The organism is Pseudomonas sp. 05L36 (genome assembly GCF_056398125.1).
The window spans coordinates 256,797-278,471 of sequence record NZ_JBFTOU010000001.1 but is presented as its reverse complement, the minus strand read 5'-3'; the positions used below and the strand labels follow the sequence as shown (position 1 = coordinate 278,471).

Annotated in this window: 12 protein-coding genes; 6 read left to right on the top strand and 6 right to left on the bottom strand. The window is 50.5% G+C overall.

Translation table 11 applies throughout. The features are described from left to right. Positions 1-10: 10 nt before the first annotated feature. Both AC1DKH_RS01195 and AC1DKH_RS01190 read right to left on the bottom strand, forming a co-directional pair. Complete coding sequence (locus tag AC1DKH_RS01195) at positions 11-346, bottom strand: UvrD-helicase domain-containing protein (RefSeq protein ID WP_477797162.1); 336 nt, start codon at positions 344-346, stop codon at positions 11-13. A gap of 126 nt (positions 347-472) precedes the next feature. Next, positions 473-976: a hypothetical protein gene (locus AC1DKH_RS01190; protein WP_477797161.1), complete on the bottom strand. Its 504-nt coding sequence runs from the start codon at positions 974-976 to the stop codon at positions 473-475. An 858-nt stretch (positions 977-1,834) separates the two neighbouring features. Between AC1DKH_RS01190 and AC1DKH_RS01185 the strand changes: the two genes are divergently transcribed. Further along, entirely contained in the window at positions 1,835-4,105 is a 2,271-nt protein-coding gene (locus tag AC1DKH_RS01185) for an nSTAND3 domain-containing NTPase (RefSeq protein ID WP_477797160.1), read from the top strand. A 211-nt stretch (positions 4,106-4,316) separates the two neighbouring features. Continuing rightward, a complete protein-coding gene (locus AC1DKH_RS01180; RefSeq protein WP_477797159.1) occupies positions 4,317-8,801 on the top strand; it encodes a sacsin N-terminal ATP-binding-like domain-containing protein in 4,485 nt (1,494 codons plus the stop codon). A gap of 536 nt (positions 8,802-9,337) precedes the next feature. Here the strand turns inward: AC1DKH_RS01180 and AC1DKH_RS01175 are convergent. Next, positions 9,338-10,405, bottom strand: coding sequence for a DNA-binding protein (locus tag AC1DKH_RS01175; protein ID WP_477797158.1), 1,068 nt, complete (start codon positions 10,403-10,405; stop codon positions 9,338-9,340). 197 nt (positions 10,406-10,602) lie between these two features. On the opposite strand from AC1DKH_RS01175, the gene AC1DKH_RS01170 reads away from it, so the two are divergent. Then, on the top strand, positions 10,603-11,562 hold the full coding sequence (locus AC1DKH_RS01170; RefSeq protein ID WP_477797157.1) for a tyrosine-type recombinase/integrase: 960 nt from the start codon (positions 10,603-10,605) through the stop codon (positions 11,560-11,562). Positions 11,563-12,066: 504 nt separating this feature from the next. Here AC1DKH_RS01170 and AC1DKH_RS01165 read toward each other — a convergent pair. From AC1DKH_RS01165 to AC1DKH_RS01155, 3 genes are all read right to left on the bottom strand, one after another. Further along, positions 12,067-13,164: a hypothetical protein gene (locus AC1DKH_RS01165; RefSeq protein WP_477797156.1), complete on the bottom strand. Its 1,098-nt coding sequence runs from the start codon at positions 13,162-13,164 to the stop codon at positions 12,067-12,069. Positions 13,165-13,242: 78 nt separating this feature from the next. Continuing rightward, positions 13,243-14,103, bottom strand: a complete 861-nt coding sequence (locus AC1DKH_RS01160; RefSeq protein ID WP_477797155.1) for an HNH endonuclease — start codon at positions 14,101-14,103, stop codon at positions 13,243-13,245. Further along, positions 14,100-15,641, bottom strand: coding sequence for an AAA family ATPase (locus AC1DKH_RS01155; protein WP_477797154.1), 1,542 nt, complete (start codon positions 15,639-15,641; stop codon positions 14,100-14,102). Before AC1DKH_RS01155 ends, AC1DKH_RS01160 begins: the two co-directional genes overlap by 4 nt. Before the next feature lie 998 nt (positions 15,642-16,639). Here AC1DKH_RS01155 and AC1DKH_RS01150 point away from each other — a divergent pair. The 3 genes from AC1DKH_RS01150 to AC1DKH_RS01140 all read left to right on the top strand — a co-directional run bounded on the left by AC1DKH_RS01150 (position 16,640) and on the right by AC1DKH_RS01140 (position 21,483). Beyond that, positions 16,640-17,440 carry a hypothetical protein gene (locus AC1DKH_RS01150; RefSeq protein ID WP_477797153.1) on the top strand — a complete coding sequence of 267 codons (801 nt, stop codon included), beginning with the start codon at positions 16,640-16,642 and terminating at the stop codon, positions 17,438-17,440. 1,341 nt (positions 17,441-18,781) lie between these two features. Next, on the top strand, positions 18,782-20,416 hold the full coding sequence (locus tag AC1DKH_RS01145; protein WP_477797152.1) for an AAA family ATPase: 1,635 nt from the start codon (positions 18,782-18,784) through the stop codon (positions 20,414-20,416). Next, entirely contained in the window at positions 20,413-21,483 is a 1,071-nt protein-coding gene (locus AC1DKH_RS01140) for a hypothetical protein (protein ID WP_477797151.1), read from the top strand. The genes AC1DKH_RS01145 and AC1DKH_RS01140 overlap by 4 nt, the downstream gene beginning before the upstream one ends. Positions 21,484-21,675 lie beyond the last annotated feature (192 nt).

The window sequence follows — 21,675 nt, the reverse complement described above, 5'->3', positions numbered from 1 at the left end:
TTCGGCAGCCCTAATTCGTAGTCGCATAATTAATGCTCAGCAGCCCTCCCTTTTCTCGTACAAGGAACCAATCGAGCGCACCAGCGTACCCATACTGTTTGTTCTGCCCTCTCGGTTTGGTCGAAAGCACCGCTTGGCGCACGTCACCAACCATTCGTACGTCGATCCGCGACTCAAGCAATACATGGACGATTTCCCAGTCGTAACCACTGAGATCTTGCACCTCGTCGATCAGAATTTCGTCGTAAAGAGACTCAAGTCTTCGTAACAACACCGGCGTAGCGGCCACCAGCTCCCGCGCGAGGCGGCCAAGTTCGCATGCGTAGATCTGGTTGCTACCATCCATAAATCTCTGCTTGCCGTTCGCGTAAGCAATTTATTCTTGGCGATTATCCTCTGGGGTAAGCTACACATGCTCAGCCTATTACTGCTTGGAATGCTGAGCACATGAGCATCTTCAATAGAATCGAAACTAACTCCGCGGGAAGCGGTGGCCGCGCTGACGCCACAGTTCACCAAACGGAGGATTTTTAGGCGATGGCCGGGGATGTCCGCGGAGGCGCAGTGATAGGGTCACAAATATGTCTGCCAGAATGTGATCGATTTCGATCCTTCTAACTAATGTATTATCACAGGCTAGCTTTGGTTGCAAAGCAAGCTCTTTCACTGCTTTAACATAGCTGGCACTACTGAACTCGGGCGAATTGTCAACGCTGAAGTAGCCTGGATTACCAGCAAAGTGGTGTGCGATTGCATTCCGACCCCAGTTGATAGACGGAGCTTTCAGTTGACGAGTATGAATCTGAACGTTTTTCGCGGCATGTGTTTCCTGTATTGAGAAACCGATAATACCTTGAGTTAATTTATCGACCGCGAGTGTGATAATCGGCTTGTACGGGAGCTGATTGAGCTTGTACGGGATTCTACTTAGGTGTATGCCACCGTTTAGTGAGGGGACTTTATTTTTCTCATTCATTTTTGAATTTCCTCTAGTGTTCGAATTGAAATTTTTTCACTCCAGATCACTAGCCTAGGACTTTGTCCTGAGGAGTCAAGGTGCAGATTTCAACTTTAATGGCTTAGGAAAATTGTGACAAAGCTCAATTACGTTTCGAGCGTGCAATAGGGGTAATGCGCCCATCTTAAGTTTTCTCCAAGCGGCGCGCTGACAATATAGTTTAATTGTTCTAATGAGGGAGTGCGTGGGAAGTAAAATCAAAGGGTTAGCTAGTCAAATTGGCGCGAGTACTAGCTGTTAATTTATTATCAATTGCCAAGTTGGCAATATTTGCCATTTTAATGCTTGCCATGATACCTGAAACAATACAGTTATATTGTCAGCTTTCCCCCGCTAGTTATGGGGCTTTGGTTATTATAAATATAGCTTGTTATGACTTTTTAATATGTGTTGTTCGTCGGTTACAGCCAGATCAGGGCCCTATTCTCGCAAAGTCTGTGCGTTCATCCTATGGTAGCGGCTGTCTTGAACCGCGGCAAAAGTATTTGCCGGAGACGCGACTCGTTGGGCTTCCATCCTAAACACTCCTCCAATTTATCCGTTTGAGGCGAGTGGTTCAGCCACCCTCCTCTGGCTCATCAAAATTTCTATCAAAGCCTAGGATGAAGCTCGTGGCCAGACTTGCGGCTACGTCCAAATTGAATTCGCTGCTCTAACCCGAACAGCAACCGTTATAACCTCAAAGATTCATGCGAAGTGGCCATCACTTCGACGCCATCTCACTATAGCCGATCAACAAACGGAAGCACGCCCCCGCGGGGCAAAACAGGGCGGCAGAATGCTATCTTAACCGCCTGTCATCGAGTGGGTGCCCTAGTGAACGACTACGATTTTTCGCGTCTCAACGACAAAGAGTTCGAGGTGCTCTGTGCTGACCTCATCGGCGCCGACAAACGCGTCAGGTTTGAGCGGTTCAGGCCAGGCCGCGACGGTGGTGTTGACGGGCGATTTTTCACATCCACCGGTACTGAATGGATCCTGCAGGCCAAGCATCGTCCTGGCACACCTTTGCCTCAGCTAATAACACACCTACGAAACTCCGAGGCTCCAAAGGTCGCTGCGCTAAAACCAGAGCTCTACATTCTAGTGGTCTCGCATTCGCTTACTAGGTTGAACAAGCAGGAACTTGTCGACGCGCTACGCAGCCAGGCGTCCTGCCCGATTGAAGTCTATGGTCGGGAGGATCTGAATGATCTGCTTGCCAAAAATACAGCGGTTGAGCGCCGTCATTTTAAGCTTTGGATAAGCAGCTCTAACGTACTATTCGGCTTGCTCAACAACGCAATCAATGGTCGTAGCGAAGCCATGATGCGAGACGTCTTGGACAAGTCGAAAATATTCGTCCACACCCGCAATTTCGACTCGGCCGTGGACAGGCTGAATAAGCTAGGTACCGTGATCATCACAGGTCAACCGGGCATCGGAAAAACAACGCTGGCAGAGCAACTCATTCTCCTTTATACGAGCGATGGTTTCGAGCTCAATTGCATAAGTGAGCACATCCACGAGGCTGAGCAAGCTTACAAGCCTGATCAGCTACAGCTCTTCTACTTTGACGACTTCCTAGGACGAAACTACCTTGAAGCTCTGTCAGGGCACGAAGGTAGCCAGATCGTCAATTTTATCAAACGGGTAAGCCGTGATCGGGCGACGAAAAAATTTGTACTGACTTCGCGCTCCACGATCCTGAATCAAGGGCGAATTCTCAACGACGTCTTTGAGCATAACAACGTTCACAGAAACGAGATGGAGATCAAACTCGACTCGCTTTCCAGCCTAGATAAAGCCCATATCCTCTACAATCACATTTGGCATTCCGGCCTGTCAGCAGTGCATATCGACGAGCTTTACACTGAAAAGCGATACCACAGGGTGATTAGCCATCGGAATTTCAATCCTAGGCTTATTCAATTCATCACAGACCCTCAGCGCCTAGATAACGTTCCAGTCTCTCGATATTGGGATTACATTCAAGACCTATTGGATAATCCAGCTAAGATCTGGGCTCATCCATTTGACGCGCAGCTAGACGACTTTGGCCGGTTCCTTGTACTGCTGGTAGCATTTAACGGGCAGAACATATTGGAGCAAGATTTATCAGCCGCTTATGCTAGCAGTTTACTGATGTCGAGCCACGCGAACTTCGTGGGCAAGCGTGACTTCCACTATGCCGTGCGTCATTTGTCCAATTCAATGATCACGCGAGTGGTATTAGGGGACAAAGTCTATTACAAGCTATTCAACCCATCGCTAGGGGATTTCTTACTACATCGCTACTCAGGATTATTGGATTCGCTTGAAGGTGTGTTTAAGTGCTTGCGCAACCATAGCGCACTTAATGTGCTGCTTGATATGTCTGAAAACGGTTTGATTTCGCTCAATAAAAAAGGCGAGATGCTAATTTCGCTTTTGGAGCACGAAGAGGCGCTGAACTTCAAAGGGTGTGACCACGAATATGTTGCGAAACTTTATTTTAGTGCCTTCAAAGCGCGCCCTTCCATTTCGGCTGCAATAATTTCCAATTCATCTACGGCCAATATTCAACGCCTGGAGAAAATTATCCTAGCGATAATGGCCGGCCCCGCTACGCATAAGTGCCTAAATTGCTTACGGCTAGTCAAAAGAGCTTTCGATCTAGAGATTATCCCATTAGATGATTTGTTGGAATTCACACTTAAAATTATCGATTTTGGCGTCGGTTACGAGGAGCTACCAGCTTTGGGAGAACTCGTCGCGAAGCTCGAAATCAACGAAATCCTTGAAGCCAGTGAGCCGTATTCAGATCTCGCTTACAACTTCATTTTCGACGGGCTGGATGACATGTTCGACGATGGAGATGTGTTCACAAACGGTGATGACTATTCAGCTGCGTGCAAGCAGCTCACCCATATGATCCAGGAGAAATTCTCAAGTTGGCAAATTGCACCAACTGACGCAATGGTCGATGAGATCGTGGATGCATTCGACGTTCGCGAGCGGATGAGAAACTACTTTGAGGATGCAGGTCAGCACTATACCTCGCCTCGAGCTGAACAGAACATGCTCGAGACAATGAGTATCGATGACCTCTTTTCCAGGGATCGGTAAACGCTACTTAGACGTTTTCAGGATGATTTCAACTGGGCATTTTCTGACATGAGAGTCCTCCAAAAAAAGAGCCAGTCTATTAATCGACGGCGGCACGACTGGACAGACTTTCATCCTTCGGAGGCCGCATGGCTTGTAGCAGGCATGGCACTCGACCCACAGCCCGTCTATGATCGACTGATTTCAAAATGCCTGCATGGGGTGGTTCATCATGGACGAGCAACTCGGACGCTTACACGCTACAGCCTGCTTCAACTCAGCCTCCACGTTTAACGAGCCAACGCTGCGTAGCAAAGAGTATGCAAACGCTGCGCTCACCGAGTTTGTCAAACTTCAACGTGAGCAGCCCGAGATCCTGAGCACGCTACTCAAAGGGGGAAATCAGGGCGCCAAACGGTTGAACACCGACCCTTACCAAGGGCTTCGTGAGGTTATCCAGAACGCTGATGATTTGAACGCCACCTCCGTGCAGTTTGCTGTGCAGACCGTGCAGGGCAACAAACAGTTGCTCATCGTTCACAACGGATTGCCTGTTGAATTGCCCCACGTGCTTCCGATGATTTACCCATTCTATTCCACCAAGCAGAAATCGGCGGATTTGAAGGGACGGTTTGGCATCGGCCTAAAGACCCTCACCCAACTGGGCGAAAATCTTACAGTCCACAGCGCGCCCTTCCATTTCGGCTCACGCGATGACCATGTGGCAATGGTGGAAGAAGCCGTGCCTATTGACGATTTCTACGACCCCCACGCCTACCAGACAATGGTCAGCGTCGATCTCTATCCGGACTATGACCTTGATTCCCTGGAGGCCTGGTTCGATGAATGGGCCCCCAGCGACCTGATCTTCATGGACAACGTACGCGCCATTACCTTACTCGACTTGGACGAGCGCGTTTCACTAAAGCATCTGGCGATCCAACAGACTAAAACCGCTTGCCACTTTAACCTGGCGTTAGCCAAGTACCAGAGCCGTGTCACCCACTCGACCTTCTTGGTGGACAACGCCCTTTGGGAGCGCTTCGTTTGTGAAGTAAAGGTTCCAGCCGGAAAAGCACGCGCTGCAAAAGCGACAGGCGATTACACCCCAATCGGTATTGCGATGCCGGTAGAGGGTAATGCTCGAGGACGGCTCCATGTTGCGCTGCCCACCAAGATTCACACCAATGCTGCATTCTCCCTGGACGCTCAGTTCGACCCGTCTACTTCCCGAGAGGACATGATCCATGGCGGTTGGAATCAGTGGCTAACGGAAGCGTCGGGGCAGTTTCTCGGTGAGCTGGCCATCCACTTGGCTCAGCAACGCAATACGCTAGCTTGGTTAGCAGTCCCTGTTGGGGCCAAGACAGACAGCAGTTCCGAATGGCTTAACAAATTGTTTAGTGAACAATGGGCCAAAGCGATAGATGCCTTCAAAGCTTGCTCGACCCTGATCGATGGTCGCTACGCTTTGAGCCAGATTTCGTACTGCGATGTGTCGATCGACGGGATGCTTACGGAAGCCGACCACCTCGCGGTGAGCGGGAGGCCAATGCTGCCCGAGTGGCTGCGAGATGATAACGGGCGTTGGCGGGTGGTTTTGGAAGCCCTGTCCGTCTCACATGCGTTAGAGCTCGGCGATGTATTCGAACACTGTGACCACGACGGATTCGAGCGAAAGCCTCCAGCATGGTTCTTAGACATGGCCATGAGGTGTCTCGATCTGGATGATGACTATCCGCTGCTCGACACCAAATGGGTGCCGCTTGAAAGCGGCCAGCGAACAGAGGCTAGATGCGACGACGAAGCCGATTCCTGGCTAACAGGCCAGCCTCCCTTGATTGACCTCGCCGCTCGCCATCAGCTGACGCATGTTGTCCACCCTCTTCTGCTCTCTACGCCTTATGTACCACTTGTAGAATGGCTATCAGAGAGCGCCAACTTCAAGACAGAGGTAGCCGCGCAGGATGTCCTTGAGGCATTCGCCAGGCGCTTCGCGGAAGACCCCATCGCTGCAGACAAACAAGATCTTCTGGAACTGCGTGATTTGTTTGAGCACGTCGACACAAAGAACACCGACTTGGGCTGTGAGGTTGGAGCAGCCCTGCTAATTGACGCGTTTAGCTATGTGGTGCTCGAGGATGGTCGAACAACGACGACGAAGGTGCTTGCCTCGCCCACCTGCTTGTACCTTCCGGCATCCATCGCCGACTCGCACGACGCCTGGTCGAAAGCTGCGGGCAATACGCCGGAGCTGCTTTGGGCATCGGCGAACTATGCCGAGGTTTTTAAGATCAGCAGAGCAGACCAGCGAACCACTCAAAGTGAGGTTGTTACCACAACTCGGAAGCGAGGCGTGAAGCGTTTTCTATCATTGCTTGGCGCTGAGATTTCACCTCGCCTTGTTGAGGCCAACACCGACTCCGCGCACATTGTGCTTCCCTCTCAGCTTGCAGCTCGCCGCTACCTGGGCCGAGCACGCGGAGGGTTACGACGAGATTTCGTCTCGCCCGATCTTGATGCCGTCATCCGTAACATTCGACTGAGCCCGCCTCTTCCGGTATCGCGCAAGGGTCGAAAATCTCGTACGACCTTGGGAACTTCCACCCTCTCTGCGGTTGAGAGGGCGATAGCGGTGTTCCGTTGTATAGATAGCGACTGGGCCTCCTTCGAACCCTATAGCAGAACCTTTGCCTACCGAGAAAGCGGCAGAAGCGATAGCTCACCGGTACCTACCACGTGGCTCGCGAGGTTAATTGACAATGCATGGTATCCGAACTGCGCAGGTACACCTTGTAAACCTACCAGCCTCATTGTGGAGACGAAGGTCACGCTCGCGATGTACGACCATCACACGGATTTCGCCAGCGGCTTGACAGAAGCAGACGCCAACAGCGAATTTGCTCGCGCGCTGGGGATGCGTGTTAATCCGCCCGTTTCACAGCTAGTGGCGGCCCTTGAGCGTGCTCGGCAAACGTCGTCATCCGACGATCTCAGTCTAATGAGATTATACAAGGCTCTGGCTGGCCATTGCCCCCAGAGCACCTCCGCCGTTGCTCCTGAAACGATGATCGGCGACATGCAAGCCTTGAGTCTGCGGGGAAAATTCGGCATTGCGCGATCGTACAAAGGGCTCATTGCCCCGTGCGTTACGACTTCCAAAGGCAGCAAGGAATGGTTCAGTATGCGAGCTGTATTTGCTGGCAAAGACATCTTTCACGGCAGGCAACCTTTCGTTCTGTATGACCGCAGCCTCACCCCTTTATGGAACGCGCTGGGCATCAGTCAACCTGACTTGAAAAGCTGTATCAGAGAGCTGGAATGCCTGGCTAAAACAGCGTATGAGCCTGAGCATGATGCATTGTTGCTCGACATCTATAGGCACATGGATAGGCATCTCGACAAGGCGACTGCCGCGGATCGACGAAGCCTGGCCCTCCTGCCTTTGCGCTCAGGCGATACCTGGACGACGAAGCGCCCACTGTATTATTCGCACTACTCAAGTCTCAAGTCCGACAAGATCGCCTTGTGGGTGCCACCCTGCGCGGCTGACACCATTCCCCGATTCGTTAACGCCGCAGGTCTGGAGAGGCTTCCATTCGCTGCAGCTGCTCCTGTGAGAACGAACGCGACTACCGACGAGCTGCACTTTCGATTTCACACCGCACTTCGCATGCTCAAGGCTGACCTTGCGAGAGATGATGAACGTTCGTACAAGGCAATGGTGCCATGGACTCGGTTCGACAACGCCAGCGTAAATCTGCATCTGCCGGGCCAGCTGATCGTCAACGCAGCACCCAGAGGCTTGCGGCAAATTCCTATGCAGCTTCACGCCTACTCCGATCTGCCCGCTCTTGCTGTGCATTTCGATGACGAGAAATTTATCGGCAGGAGCGAGTATGGCGGCATCGCCATTGCGGGTCTGGGCGATGGCACGTGTACGCGAGAAATCGCGCTCGCATGGGTGTCCGCCTGGGCTACCAGCGAAGACTGCGAGTACATTCCTGACATCAGTCTCGCCACCGAAACTGTGGAAACCAGTCTTGATGCGTTGATCGCAGAACAGGAACGTTTGGGTGGAAGTAATCGCAAGCGAGTAATTAGGCGGGATGCTGGGGCGACGGATGCCACAGACAATCCTGAGCGCCCCGTCCAGACACGCAAGCTGAAGGCGCTGCCTCCCGAGTTCCAATTTACTGTTGATGTCGTTGACGGAAGCGATCTGACTTTTAAGGGGCCGCAGCCGCGCAAGACTAGCCCGCTTATAAATCAGCCTGCTACGCCTAAACGGTCATCTTCGAGCTCGGTGCCAGAAAGCGCGTACAAGCAGTATTCTTCCGCAGAATTGCAGCTAAAGGCTTGGGCTTACCTAGAAGCTTCGCTGCAGCGGGATGATGCTGTTCTGGTCGACCTACAGGCCTACCGAGGGATCGGCGCCGACGGCGCTCTGGATAAGGCCACATTTATCGAGATGAAGTCGTTCGCCCGCGGAGCCCCGGCGGAAATCACTCTCACTGAGACCGAGTTCCGCCGTGCAGAAGAGAGCAAAACCAAGTTCTATTTGGTGATCATTTCGGGGTTGGAAGAGGGATACGAGACTGAGCTGCGTATCTACATCAATCCCACCAAAAACCTTCCATGGACGCCCAAGGGTCAGGTATCGATAGGTGGACTGGCCAAAGGGGCTGCCTTGGTTCTGAAGGAGGTTCTGGACTGATCGAGGTGAGAGGACATGCAGCGACCTGCTTTTGTGCCTGAGGGAGTGACTCTCAAGGGTGAGTGACCCGCTGACGGGCAGTGGAATGAATCGCTCGGCGCGAAACCCTCACTCCCTAGGGTTAACGCTCCGAGGCAAGCCATTGACCCGCCCTCAATCTCAGGCTGACCACGCGCTCACTTGCTCGGGAGAACGTCCATACCATATCGGAGAGTGGATTGGAGGTAATTGAAAGGTGCTGGCGGGCCGGCTGTCGTTCTCCTTGCACAACCCACAGAAGGCGAAGGTCGGTGTCCAGGACGACTTTCAAACATACAAGAGGGGCATGTTCTCTTAGGCTCTTACGGCCTTTCTATCTGCCGATGGGGCGGCCATTGATACCTAGTGTCGGCAGCATCCAGCTTCATAATCGGAGCCAGGGGGCCAAATGGCTCAACCTTATCGATGAGCATTTGGGAGAGGCGCTCATGAGCGAATCTCCAACCTGATGTGCCTTCATCATGGCGATGCGGAGTTCCTTTGATCTGATGCGTGCTTCATCTCCTCGGTCGTTTCGAAGGCTTGGCGTGCCCGGCAATTTGCCTATCCTCTGCCCCTGAAGAGACATCGCTACCCTCCTCCGAGGATTCATCAGTCTCAGCCTGCCGCAGTTGCTCATTCTCTTTTTGAAGCGACGCTACCAGCGCCACCGTTTCTTGCTCTCGCAGATCGGTTACAGCGGCGGCCTTGTGGAGTGCCTTTACCTCATCACCCAGAGCTGAGACCTGCTCCATGAGGTGTTCAGTTACCCCTGCGGACTTGGCCTCACGTTGGCGGAGTGCCTCAATTTGAGTATTGAGAGACTGAGCTAAGGCCTCCTGAGTGTGCAGAGTTTTGGTTTGCTGCCTGGCTTCACCGAGCAGTCTTTCATTGTCGCGATTGAGTCGCGTCAAATCGTCCTGTTTCACGGCGATGGTTTCCCGCAACTTGCGCTGCTCAACTTGCATTTCATGCAGTTGAGACTCGTGCATACGTTGATCCTGATCTCGCTGCTCCTTCGCCGCTTCCCGATAGTGCTCAAGCGCCCCACGGGCTTGAACGTGCTTCTCCTCCAGCGATTGGATGTGCTTGTCCTTTTCAGCAACCAAAGACTCAAGGTTGATGCAGCGGTTATTGAGGCCTGCGTTGCGGGTCAGCTCCGCCTGTAGCGAGGACTGGGTGGTCGCTAGTTCAGCGCTCTGCGTCTCTATCGCGGCCTGCTGGGTGGCCGAATTACGTTGAGCGGTAGCCAGCTCCGATCTGAGCTCGATGATCTGGTTTTCCAGCGCGGCCCGCTGCAGGTCAAAAGCTGCGTTCGCCTGGGAGATTACTTCCTGGCCCTCCTCCATCAGTTGATCCAGCAGCGTTTGCACCATGCCGTTGAGCATGTCGCCCATACGTTCCCGTGATGCCATGGGCTCTGGACTGGAGGGCTCAAGCTCTTTCAGATACCGAGAAATCGTTGTCTTGGAGCCCGTATTTCCGAGCTCTACGCGCACTGCATCGATGCTCGGGTTGGCTCCCCTGGCCAGTAGCGCCTGACGTGCTTCTTGCACAACAGCTTTATTGATTCCGCCTCGGGCCATGAGTGTCTCCTACGATTTCGTACTGTGTTACATGTCATGTAGTTACATGACACCGAATTGAAAGTTTACGCTGATTGATCTTGATTTCCTAGAAGGCCATAATAGTGCTTTATGGCTTCTTTACTCATTGTGGCGCCCGGAAATCCTCCTAGATGCGTATGCAGGCGCAAACGTTCCGATTTTGAAGGCAAAGTACGATGGAAAAGGCAGATCGGTACCTCAGCGCCGGCACCAGGGAGAACACCCGGAAAAGCTACCGGGCGGCGATCGAGCACTTCGAGGTGACTTGGGGCGGATACCTGCCCACGACCGGCGTGGGCGTCGTTCGCTACCTGGCGGAGTACGCCGACAAGCTCTCCATCAATACGCTGAAGCAGCGTCTGGCAGCTCTTGCGCAATGGCACATAACTCAGGGTTTTCCTGATCCGACCAAGACGCCTGACGTTCGCCAAATGATCAAAGGCATCAGGGTCGTGCACCCTGCAAAGGTTAAACAGGCCGCCCCGCTACTGCTGAAGCACCTGGAGCAAGCGGTCACATGGCTTGAAAGGGAAGCTGCAGTCGCCCTTGAACGCGGAGATTACAAATCGCTGGTACGTCACCGTCGCTCGGTGGCGATCATTTTGATCGGATTCTGGCGCGGCTTTCGAGGCGACGAGTTAGCCAGGCTAACGGTGGAGGACACCCAAGCCATAAGCGGTGAAGGCATTACCTTCTTCCTGCCCTACACAAAGGGTGACCGTCAGCATGAAGGAACGACGTTCCAAACGCCGGCGCTCGCCATGCTCTGCCCCGTGGAGGCATACATCAGCTGGATAACAGTTGCCGGGATTGCGAAAGGCCCGGTGTTCCAGCGAATTGATCGCTGGGGCAATCTGTCAGGCAAAGCCATGCAACCGCATAGCCTGATCCCTGTGCTGCGCCGCATTTTCAAAGAGGCTGGATTGCCAGCGGAACTGTATAGCAGCCACTCAATGCGGCGAGGCTTTGCAACCTGGGCGTCCGCCAATGGCTGGGACATCAAAGGCTTGATGAGCTACGTGGGCTGGAAGGATATGAAGTCGGCGCTCCGGTATGTGGATGCCACCATGTCGTTTGGAGGGATTGCGTTACGCGCAGCCTCCACTGAAGGGAAGCGGATGATCGGCAGAGACTGACGCCCAGTACGGCGCTAATGTTTCAGGTCAACTGAAGTCTTTCGAAAAGCCAGTGCACCCGGGAAAATCATCCGCACTATCCTGGATCTGTTCAAGAGCCCGTAACTGCCCCCATCCCTGCGCGAACCTACCTGTTCTGTACCTTGCATCGATAGCTGCGCTTTCATTTCTACTGCGAGAGTGGCAATCGTGCAGCACGAGTTAACTTGAAATATAAAAATGCTCTTTCCCTTCCTAGGTTCTCGCCTATCGATTGATCGAGCAGTTCGACTGAAAGCTCGCGCCGCCAGTCGATGATCCAATTTGCACGGGAGGGGCAGACTTAGCCCCTCCAAAGAGTTCCGAAACGATTCACTTAGGGTTGCTTGCCTTCATAAAGCGACAGCTGCGAGACCGCACAAATAGCGCCCCACACAAATCGACCTTGTCTAAATGCTCAGTAAGATAAAGTCAGATCACTTGAATTTTGTGATCCGTAGAATTAATGTGCATTAACGTCTCAGATCAATATATTGTATAAAATCCATTGCCACACAACAGATAGATTTTCTCAAATTTCCCTTTGCCACCCACCAGACTCTGTTGAACTTGAGTGATGATTTCTTGAATCAGCGACTCGTCCCCTTGATACGTGTAATCTTGAGGAATAACCACCAAAAGAGATCTTTGATCCGGGTATTGTTTTTTATGTTTGCCATTTATTGCAGATACTATTTTCTCACCTAGAGAATCACTCATCTTTTTGAAGTTAGCCCGATTTTTCACAGGCAAAAAACCACTACCTACCTGAGAAATTAACGAGAGCAGCTTATGGTCGCCCTCCGGCAAAGCCCAGGTAATCTCCAATATTTCTTTGGTTAACCCGCCTGCTTGCAATATCTTTAAGTCAAAAATATCAGCTTTAAGTCCAAACGACAAAACCTCATCATCAGCCGCCTTGAACTTTTGCACATAATAGAGTATCGGCAAAAGCTCCTCACGCAGAAGCTTATTCTCGGGCCTCCTTGTGGAAAAGAAACCATCCTCTGCAGCGAGATAGCTTAAGTTCTCTTCCGTACTGTTTTGGAAATAATTTTTTATAGTGGCTTTGAACGCGCCCACAGACATTGGCCTTTCAAATAAGGACATATCAATAGGTTCTTTCTGATAGCTTTTGTTTTTGGGCGCTTCACGTGACTTTAATTCCAGATTCGCACCCTCTACAATTGAGAAGTAGTGCATCATAAAATCAGGATCCGGGTAAAAGCCTGGTTGATCCATCCGCACAAGCTCTTTATTAGCTGTGGCCGGAAAGGCTCTTAGCACATCATTGATTCTCCCCTGAATTTCAGAGGCTACTCGCTTTTTGACTAGCGAATCCTTCTCAACAAAGCTGAACCACCAGATGAAATAATCCTCATAAATCAGATACTCATGCTCGTGAAAATAAACTTCCGTATTTAACTCTTCCTTAAAAACCGTTAATGACGAATTTATCGCCTCGACCAGTTTCAAGTGAGTGCTCCAGCCCATCGTGACCTTTGGATTACCTTCCGGAAAGGAGACGAAACCATGAAACTGCTCCGCCTCCATTTTATCTAAATCTTCACTGCTTATCATCATCAACTACTCCGCAATCGTTATAACCATTCACCTAGAGCGCATCAAGTATCGGCAGCGCTATCGCTAGTAATAGCATCTCTACCTAAATTCGGCATTGCAAAACAAGGCGTCATCCGCCAAAGCTTCGTAGAGCACTTTCTTCCACCCGTTGATCAGCAGGCCGGCTGCATTAGCGCCTGAGCGGAGGAAGTCTGAAAATGCTTCAGGGGGCAGCCTGCTGAAATAGCTCGACTGCATGTCCATCAGGAAGCCGAGTTCCGAGCCCGCTTGGACGCTGTAGCGTTCGGCAATTCCGAACAGGGAAAAATGGTTAGCTACCCTTGCCTTGTCCTCATCACTCCAGTCATCCGGTGGACTGGCGAAGTAAATGATCGTGCAGGGGGTGGTATGGGATACGGAGACACTGATCCACCTCTCCTCGAAAAACTGTCGTTTGTCCAGGTATGGATGAAGCAGCTGCTGATGCGGGTGGCCAATCAGGGGGTTGCGCTTGTCGGTATTGCAATCGCGGCAGGCGGGGATCAAGTTCTGAGGAACGATCGCCAGCTTCGGATAGTTGGCTTTTGGTAAATAATGATCCAGAGTTCGAGGCTGTCCTATTCCTCCACATGTCGGACAATGATCACCTGCAGCCACCAAGATCGAGTCGTAGAGTGCTCGGCCAGGCTCTCGTTTCACCATGTAGTATTCATAGAGGGAAACCAGCTCGCTCTTACGAATGTCATTGATCACGCAAGGATCTTCCCCCCTGGCCAACCTCAAATAGGGTAGCTCCCAGGTGGTTCCGGCAGCGATTCTTTCGATGAATTCGGCAGCCGTGTCTCGGATATTTGGGAGAATGCCCCTCATTCGGTCTCGCTGCTGATCATCGATGATCGCCGAAGTGCAGGCCATGTAGGCCTCCTCAGGCGTGCAATTCGGGGCTAACAGTTGCTTCATTCCTGCGCCTTCGAATCACGCTCAGCGATTAATGCTCGAAGAACTGCCTGCCCCTCAAGCCCCAATCTTCCACCAAATTTTTGAAGGATGATCTCAAAGCTATGTCCTTCGGCAGCCTCAGCAGCAAGCAGCGTGTGAAAACCCGAGGATGCCACCTCCAAGCCAAAAACTTCCCGGGTCAGAATCCCTACGTTCTCGCCGAACGTCTCGACTGTTGGCCTGTGGGCTGAGGCAACCAAATTAGAACGATAAATTTTCCACACACACGACGCAGGGATTTCTTGAAGTACTACCGGAGAATGCGTAGCTAAGATCGCTACACCGTTGCGATCTAGGAGTAACTCACTCAGTGCCCTAATCAATGCTGATAACAGCGGTGGATGCAAATGGCTTTCGGGCTCATCCATAAGAACGAGAGTCTTTTCTTCGACACGCTCGACCAGCTTTGTGATAGTCAGCAGCACGATCGAGTGACCGGAGCTGAGGTTTGAAAAGATTTCGTTAGCTGTCGTGACCCATTCTTCGCCACTCAAGGACAGAAGTCTGTCGAATCCCAAACCTGCGAAATTCTCATCAGTTTGTAACGTTTTGACGGCCTGTCGCCAACGGTTTCGCTTATGCGTTTCCCGCAGGCACCCTCTCATACCGGCAATGAAGTCAGATTTGAGAGCGTCCCGGCGCTTTAACTCATGCCATGCGTCCTCGCCTTTAGACTTTAACCCGACATAGAAAAAACAGGTGCCTTTGGCTGGATCGGGCTGCTCTGGAGGCGGATCAAAGGGGTCAAATGCGCTAAAGGATACGAGCACTACACTGCTGAAAAAATCTGGGGCAATAATCGCTCGCTGCTGCCCCCAAAACTGAACTTGGTAGATGGCATTTGCACCAGCGTGGCGATTATGGATGGCATTGGTGATGCCATTGAGGATGGTGGTCTTTCCGATGCCGTTTCGCCCGATTAGCGCGTGCACATTTGTCAGGGGCGTCGAATCAACATTCACATCAAAACTCAACTCAATGCCGGCGGTAGAGCTATCCGCTTGCTTCGTGTAGACGAAAGAAAAATTGGTTCGGACAGCACCACCAAGTAGGACTCGCGTAAATTGATTCTTGACGCTGGCCAAGCTGACATTTCGCAACAAAGAGATTGATAGCACGGGCTCGTCTATTATCGAATCCAGGATTTCAGGGTTGGCAACGATGTCATTCATCCCTCGGAGGAAGTCAAACCGCAAATCATCGGAGGATAGGCTCGCGATTTTCTGGTAGTACTCCACACTGGTACCGAGTGAGAAGAAGCCCTCTGGAAGACTTCGGAAAGAGTCTGGAAGTTTGGAACGTGTGGTTGTAGCGGTATCCTGCCCTTTGAATCCAATCTTGACATTCTCAAGGTCGTGAGCCGTGCCAGATTCGTCGTACGCGATGACGTAAAACATTGTGACAAAGCTGTGATCGTTCCAGCGGTCATATTTCAGGTAAGCAGTACTGGGTTTGCCGCTCGGGAATTTTTCTTCCCTTCCTATGATGTGAAATTCCATTCTTCCATGTTCCTGATAGAACGCGATGTTCAGCGGCCATCTTCGCCAACTGGCTCTCATGGTGGCATTTCAGCTTCGGAACCACAACGCGTGACGCGCAGATCAGGCCTAACACAGCGCTTATCTTCAATGGATACAGCAGAATCCTACATTTCGCCGCCGGCACCGCATTATCGTTTCGAGATTTTCAGTGGTTTCGCGGCGGTGTGCACCCGCAGTGGCCCAGTATATCGATGCATATGCTCGTTAGTGCCCTGCTCAACCTGCAATAAGGCCTCTGAACATGTGAAGCTCAGATCGTTGGCGTGCGCTCCGTTATTGCCTTTTTTGAGCGGTATAACACTCAATATTTACCTTCTGACCTAAATCGGCAGGTATCAATCAGGCCCACTGGAAAGACAACTGGTCGCCACTCAATGGACGCGCAACTAACCGCCTCATCGCTGTGACTTGAACCGCTTCACGCCGCACGTCAGATCGCCGAACATCATCCGGTTGCCGAGAAACTGAGGAGGTGGTTTAAGCATTTCACCCGTTAGCGCTTGCTACCGCAGATTTTCGGGCTGCTTCTGCCCTTGCTTCTAGCGCTTTTCTGGCTTTGATGACATGCCATTGAGATGGCATCGAGTGACTGGTGGAGAGGGTCGCCCTGCTTTTGCGGCTTCGCCGCCACCTTTTCTTTGCCTCCAAAGAAAGCTCCTCACCTCCAAAAATTTGGACAGAGTGCACCTACGGTGGTACTCGCACGTCTGGAGTTTTTGGCTTGCCAGGCCTTGCCCACGTGGCCCCTCTGTTCAGGACGATTTATCGTGGGGCAATGCGGCCTGCGCTCTGAGATCTATGGCGCGCACTCGATGCGCAGAGGTCTGTGTGGGCGTCAGCTCAGGCTAGGATATGAAGACGCTGATGGATTATGTAGTCTGGAGCAGACCTCGAGACTGCCCAGAAAATCGTATGTTTTATCGTCTGTCTTCAAAATGAGCCTGCAGGGAGGCAATTTGGCCAAGCTTGACTTTATTTTCAGTGTCCATATGTGTGCCATCAGTGAGTCCATCTCTGTCATGCGAATGCTCGCAGAGCAGGCTGAAAAAAATGTGGCGCTCGCACTTAAAGAGGCGGACGAGCAAGGCACAGTAAAAGAGCATGAGCACGAAGAAGAAGCTTACGATCAGTATGGTGAAAGCTACGTGCGACAACGGACTTTCTACTCATGTGGCTCTTCTGTCGGTTATGACTATGACGAAGTGCTAATGACGCATAAGTTTATGATCACCCAACTAACGCGACGCTCAGCATTTCTTACGATGTTTGGGTTGTTCGAACACCGTATGAGTCAATGCTTGGGGTTTATGCTTGAACTCACTGGCTTTGAGGGAAAGCTCAAGGGTATGGGGCCAATAGAAAAGGCTCACTCGATGCTGAAAAAGGTCATTGGCGGCAAAGGCATCGCAGACCTGGATCATCTGACTGTTATCAGGAATGTAATGGCTCACAGCGACGGCACCGCTAAGGGCTATAGGGTAACAAGCACGCGCAAAGGCAGGAAGAACTCTTCGGAGAAAAGGATGTTGTCAGCCCTTCGCAAAACTAAGGGAGTATCGGTCAACATTTTTGACGGTGTCTTGATGGATGAGGTTTTTTTGGAGTATGCCGTTTGCGAGTTTCAAAGGTACGTGAATGAAATGGAGGCGGCGGTGCAGATGTATCATACAGAAAATGGGTGTGCATCAAGTAAAAGCCACCGCAAGGGTTGGATAAGAAAGATTGTAGAGCTTTGGTTTTTCAGAATGTTCGCCTAGTACCTATCGAACCTGTCGAATGCTCCAGCCGAGTACTTGCTGTCTGACACTGACTTTCTATGGTGATGAACGACAGCGGCGCTCGGCTAAGGCGCCACTGAGGCGATTTCAAATCGCTGATAAAGCCATCGATCGCAAGGCGCGCCTAGACCTCAGTCTGAGGTGTTCATGGTCACGCCTCGATCAGACTTACTCTACGATTGACCTGATGCGAAACGCGAGAAGCGCTACTGCAACCACGCCTACCCATTGAGACCAAAAAGGCTCGAGCCAGCCGTAGATATCCTCGTCAAGCCAAACGCGGAATGCGGGCATGAATGCGATCCAGGATAGCCCGAGGCATACGGGCCAGCTGTAGCCGAGGCCCACGCCTAGTAGTCCACGGCCCAAGCAGTACCCTAAGAGCCAAGCCAGACCAAGCCTTCCCAGGACAGCACCGGTAGTGGCGATGTCCAGATGTACCTGTTCAGACAAGGTGACCACGGCACAGAAACACAAAACCACGGCCAAACAGATCAAGATTCCGGCAGACGAGCTGTTGCTGTAACTTTCACGCATTGTTGTACCTCACTGATGAACGGTGATGTATCAATGCCATTAGGCTGTTTCGATTTCAACTCAACCTCGTGCACCTTCTCTCAGACCTCCTGAAACTGCGTGATGCCGTTGCCAAGCCAGTCCTCTGTGTTCGCATATTTCCAATCCTGCTTGCGGGCACTCACCCTACCCTCTGTTTCTCATGACCTGCGATGACCTGATGCCGGGTGAGCCCTCGCGAGGGCTGGTTGTTACCCCAGAGGAGATGGAAACCATCGAGCTCGGCTTGGTCGTGATTGTTCAACGAGAGCGGCGCATTGCGGACAGTTTCCAGAGCTTTGTTCGCCCTCGCCTAAGGGGATCTGTACAGCGATCACCGCAATCTTCCCGGGTGCCCCACATTCAGGAGCGCGGTTTAGCCATTCGCTCGCGCGCCGAGCTTATTGATCACCCATCCCTGCGCTTCCAGCGCTGCCCTTCGCTCAGCGCACTGGTTCGGATATCCACCTGCGCCTGCATCTTGCACACTCCTGGACGTTGGTCGTAGCAAAAAGCTAGCAGAGGGTCATAAGCCTCGCCAGGCAGCCACTTCGTAGGAGGTGGTGTGTAAACGTATCCAAAAATGTAAGCCGACGGATCGATGCGCAATAGCACCAAACGTGATCTTCTATCACTAGAACCCCTGATGCATCGGCTTCCTAGGTCAGGTAAAATTTACTTCAAGCGTGGCATTGCGTCATGTATCTTTTCATTCGCGCGGCCTAAAGTTATACATGCTTAATGCCAGATCAAAGGGACGATCTAATGCAACTTTGTTTTATATGGGCAAGAAAATTTAAGAATTTAGAGGACTTTGGCATCAGCCTTTCTAATGAATTTGATTTCAAATTTGATAGTTCGAAAAATTTTCTCCAGCGTGTAGAAAAAAGCCCGATACCTAATCTATTCGGGGATACCATAACAAGTATGACTGGAGTGCTTGGCATAAATGGAGCAGGCAAAACAAACTCCCTGGAATTGATATGTCGCGTTCTGAACAGCAGCGAGACACTCAAGCATGAATACTTAATGATCTTCAGTGTTGATGGGGTTATATTTCAGTCGACCAATTTGGAGCGGCCCATTTCTGCGAATTTCGAAATCAGCAGCCCCGTAAATCGCGATAAAATTGAGGGGATGTATACAGTATTCTTCTCCAATGTTTTCGACAAAAACTATATAGATTTTGGCGATGGAGTAGCAGATGTTTCCGTGAACAATAAAAACAATCCTCGAACTCTCGCCAGGCTACGAGACTCAATAGAATCTGACTTCATAAATGATGTTGAATTTTTTTATTCACGAGAATTTAGAAAGCTTGAGCTACCAGCGCCGCCTAGGATTGAAATAAAAATTGAAAAATTCATCACTCGACACAACCAAACATCCAGACCAGAGTCGGTAGTACCGATACTAAACTATCTAGCGGAAACTCGAAAGAAGAACAAGGGTCGGGGAAAGCTTTATTTAGTAAGACAAACAATTCAAATGGGTTTTTTAAAAGTCTTGCTCGAGAGGGACATTCCGGATGAGCGCCTCATCGCTCACATGCTGAATATTTTAGATAACAATCCGCATCAAGAGATCGAAGAGTTCATTGGCGAACTGCGAGAGTGCTATTCTCCGGAAAACGAAGTGATTCCATGGAACACTAATTTTTTATTATTTGAAACACTGACAGTTCTTTTTAAGCTAGAAAGTTTCCTTGAGGAAATGGAGTTTGATATTGATGACACCCTGAAAGGACAGAAGTTTATATTTTCAATTGACTTTGAACCGGGCGAGTGCTTCTGGTACAGGCACCTAGCGTGCATCATTCAGGCTCTTAGGTTTGGATCAATTAATTGGTCTGGAGTTAGTTCGGGGCAGAAAGCATATCTAAATCTGTTTAGCTCGATATGGAATGGTGTGGATAGCTATAGAAACACACTCAATAGAAAGCGATCAACCTTGATATGTATTGATGAGGGCGATCTCTACCTCCATCCAGAATGGCAGTTGGAGTTTGTAGAGCGGCTCATAAAGTGTCTTCCCGAGCTCTCTGAAGGTAAAGTGCAGATCGTTTTCACGACCCACTCTCCCATTCTCATTAGTGACCTGCCCCACCAATGCGTGATTGTTCTAAAGCAGGAGCAAGAGGGTAATGGAAATATCATTGTTCGAGGTGTAGAAAGACATAAAACATTTGCGGCCAATCTGTACGATATCTACCAATATTCATTTGGCCTGAATCATAAAAGAAGCGGAAACCTGTCTTCTGGTTATTTGAGAGAGGTATTTAAACTGCTCGACAAGTCGACTTTGAATCAACAGGATACCGATAGCCTTAGGCTAGCGCTGTCAGTAGTTGATGATGACGTTATTAAGTTTCACATTCGCAAACGGGTCGAAGCACAATGATTAACATTCATGACCATTTATCGACCAAATATGCCGATGTGCCCAAGCTTCTTGATGACATTGTCGAGGAAATGTGGGCTGACCTTAATCCGGTCAATAGATTCAAGCAGCCGATCAAGCACGCCCTCATCTCAAAAACCGGAAGACTGAGAGCGTTAGTTTCAAGCCAGGAACATGTGAATCTGGTTGGCGGCGATGCGCTGGCGAGGCAATTGAAGTACGTAGAATTACTAGAGGACTCCACTTATCTCAAGCATATCATTACCGCCAAACCCGGCCAGCTCAAGTCAATAATCGCTGCAGCCCAAGGAATTTTACATGAGGAAGATCTATTTTTAATACACAAAGGCAAAACCAAGTCACAGCCGTTTGGAGATCTCCTACTAAAAAACGTATTTAATTATACGTCTTATCGCGGCAGTGATCATTGCTACAGACGCTATCAAAAACTACTTTTTGAGCAGGCAACCTGCCCGTATTGTAACGATGATTCTGCAAAAATCATAAAAATCGCAAAGACTGCGCCTAAAAGCAAAATCATGATGCTTTATGATATTGACCACTTTTACCCTAAGCATGCCTTCCCTTACCTGGCGCTATCATTCTATAATCACATCCCCTCTTGTAAAACATGCAACCAGACGTTCAAGGAGGGAAAGATATTTGACATCGATACTCACATACATCCCTACCAGCATTGCTTTGACTCTATCTATAGGTTCGAATTAAACCACTCGGTACTTACCAATGAGCCCGTTGAGAAGGTCAAACTCGTTAACGTGAGTACTTTTCCAGATCAACTGGCCGGCATTCTAAACCTGGAAGAACGCTACACTGGCGGCACTAAGCTTGCGCGCACAGCAGATCTCATCAACATTCTCAGTAAGCGGACTCACTTGCTTGCTGATCCTGCATGTGCGCCCGATGAATTTAAGGCATTACTAGATTTAATCAACGCCTTTGGCGTGATAAAGAAAAAAGAAGACATTTTATCCTTACCATTCGGAAAATATAACAGAGACATCGTAAAAATGTTTGACATAAACAATGTATTGAACATTCACTAATATCGATTAGCGTCAAACAACAAAGAAAAATCACCTGAACTAGGTGGATATGGCAATTCTTTGTTGGATGGATACCTGAGACACCGCTGCAGTCCACCAATGGTAGCGGCAGCGGCAAGCTCCATCCGCGCTTGTATCGTTATGGACAGCCAGTCTCTTAGATCTCGGTCAGCATCTACTACCTGCCATCTC

Bases quoted from the DNA above. Each gene is read 5' to 3' on its own strand.
- AC1DKH_RS01160 (WP_477797155.1), bottom strand. From the start codon at position 14,103: ATGAAGCAACTGTTAGCCCCGAATTGCACGCCTGAGGAGGCCTACATG.
- AC1DKH_RS01155 (WP_477797154.1), bottom strand. From the start codon at position 15,641: ATGGAATTTCACATCATAGGAAGGGAAGAAAAATTCCCGAGCGGCAAA.
- AC1DKH_RS01170 (WP_477797157.1), top strand. From the start codon at position 10,603: ATGGAAAAGGCAGATCGGTACCTCAGCGCCGGCACCAGGGAGAACACC.
- AC1DKH_RS01140 (WP_477797151.1), top strand. From the start codon at position 20,413: ATGATTAACATTCATGACCATTTATCGACCAAATATGCCGATGTGCCC.
- AC1DKH_RS01195 (WP_477797162.1), bottom strand. From the start codon at position 346: ATGGATGGTAGCAACCAGATCTACGCATGCGAACTTGGCCGCCTCGCG.
- AC1DKH_RS01180 (WP_477797159.1), top strand. From the start codon at position 4,317: ATGGACGAGCAACTCGGACGCTTACACGCTACAGCCTGCTTCAACTCA.
- AC1DKH_RS01175 (WP_477797158.1), bottom strand. From the start codon at position 10,405: ATGGCCCGAGGCGGAATCAATAAAGCTGTTGTGCAAGAAGCACGTCAG.
- AC1DKH_RS01190 (WP_477797161.1), bottom strand. From the start codon at position 976: ATGAATGAGAAAAATAAAGTCCCCTCACTAAACGGTGGCATACACCTA.
- AC1DKH_RS01145 (WP_477797152.1), top strand. From the start codon at position 18,782: ATGCAACTTTGTTTTATATGGGCAAGAAAATTTAAGAATTTAGAGGAC.
- AC1DKH_RS01165 (WP_477797156.1), bottom strand. From the start codon at position 13,164: ATGATGATAAGCAGTGAAGATTTAGATAAAATGGAGGCGGAGCAGTTT.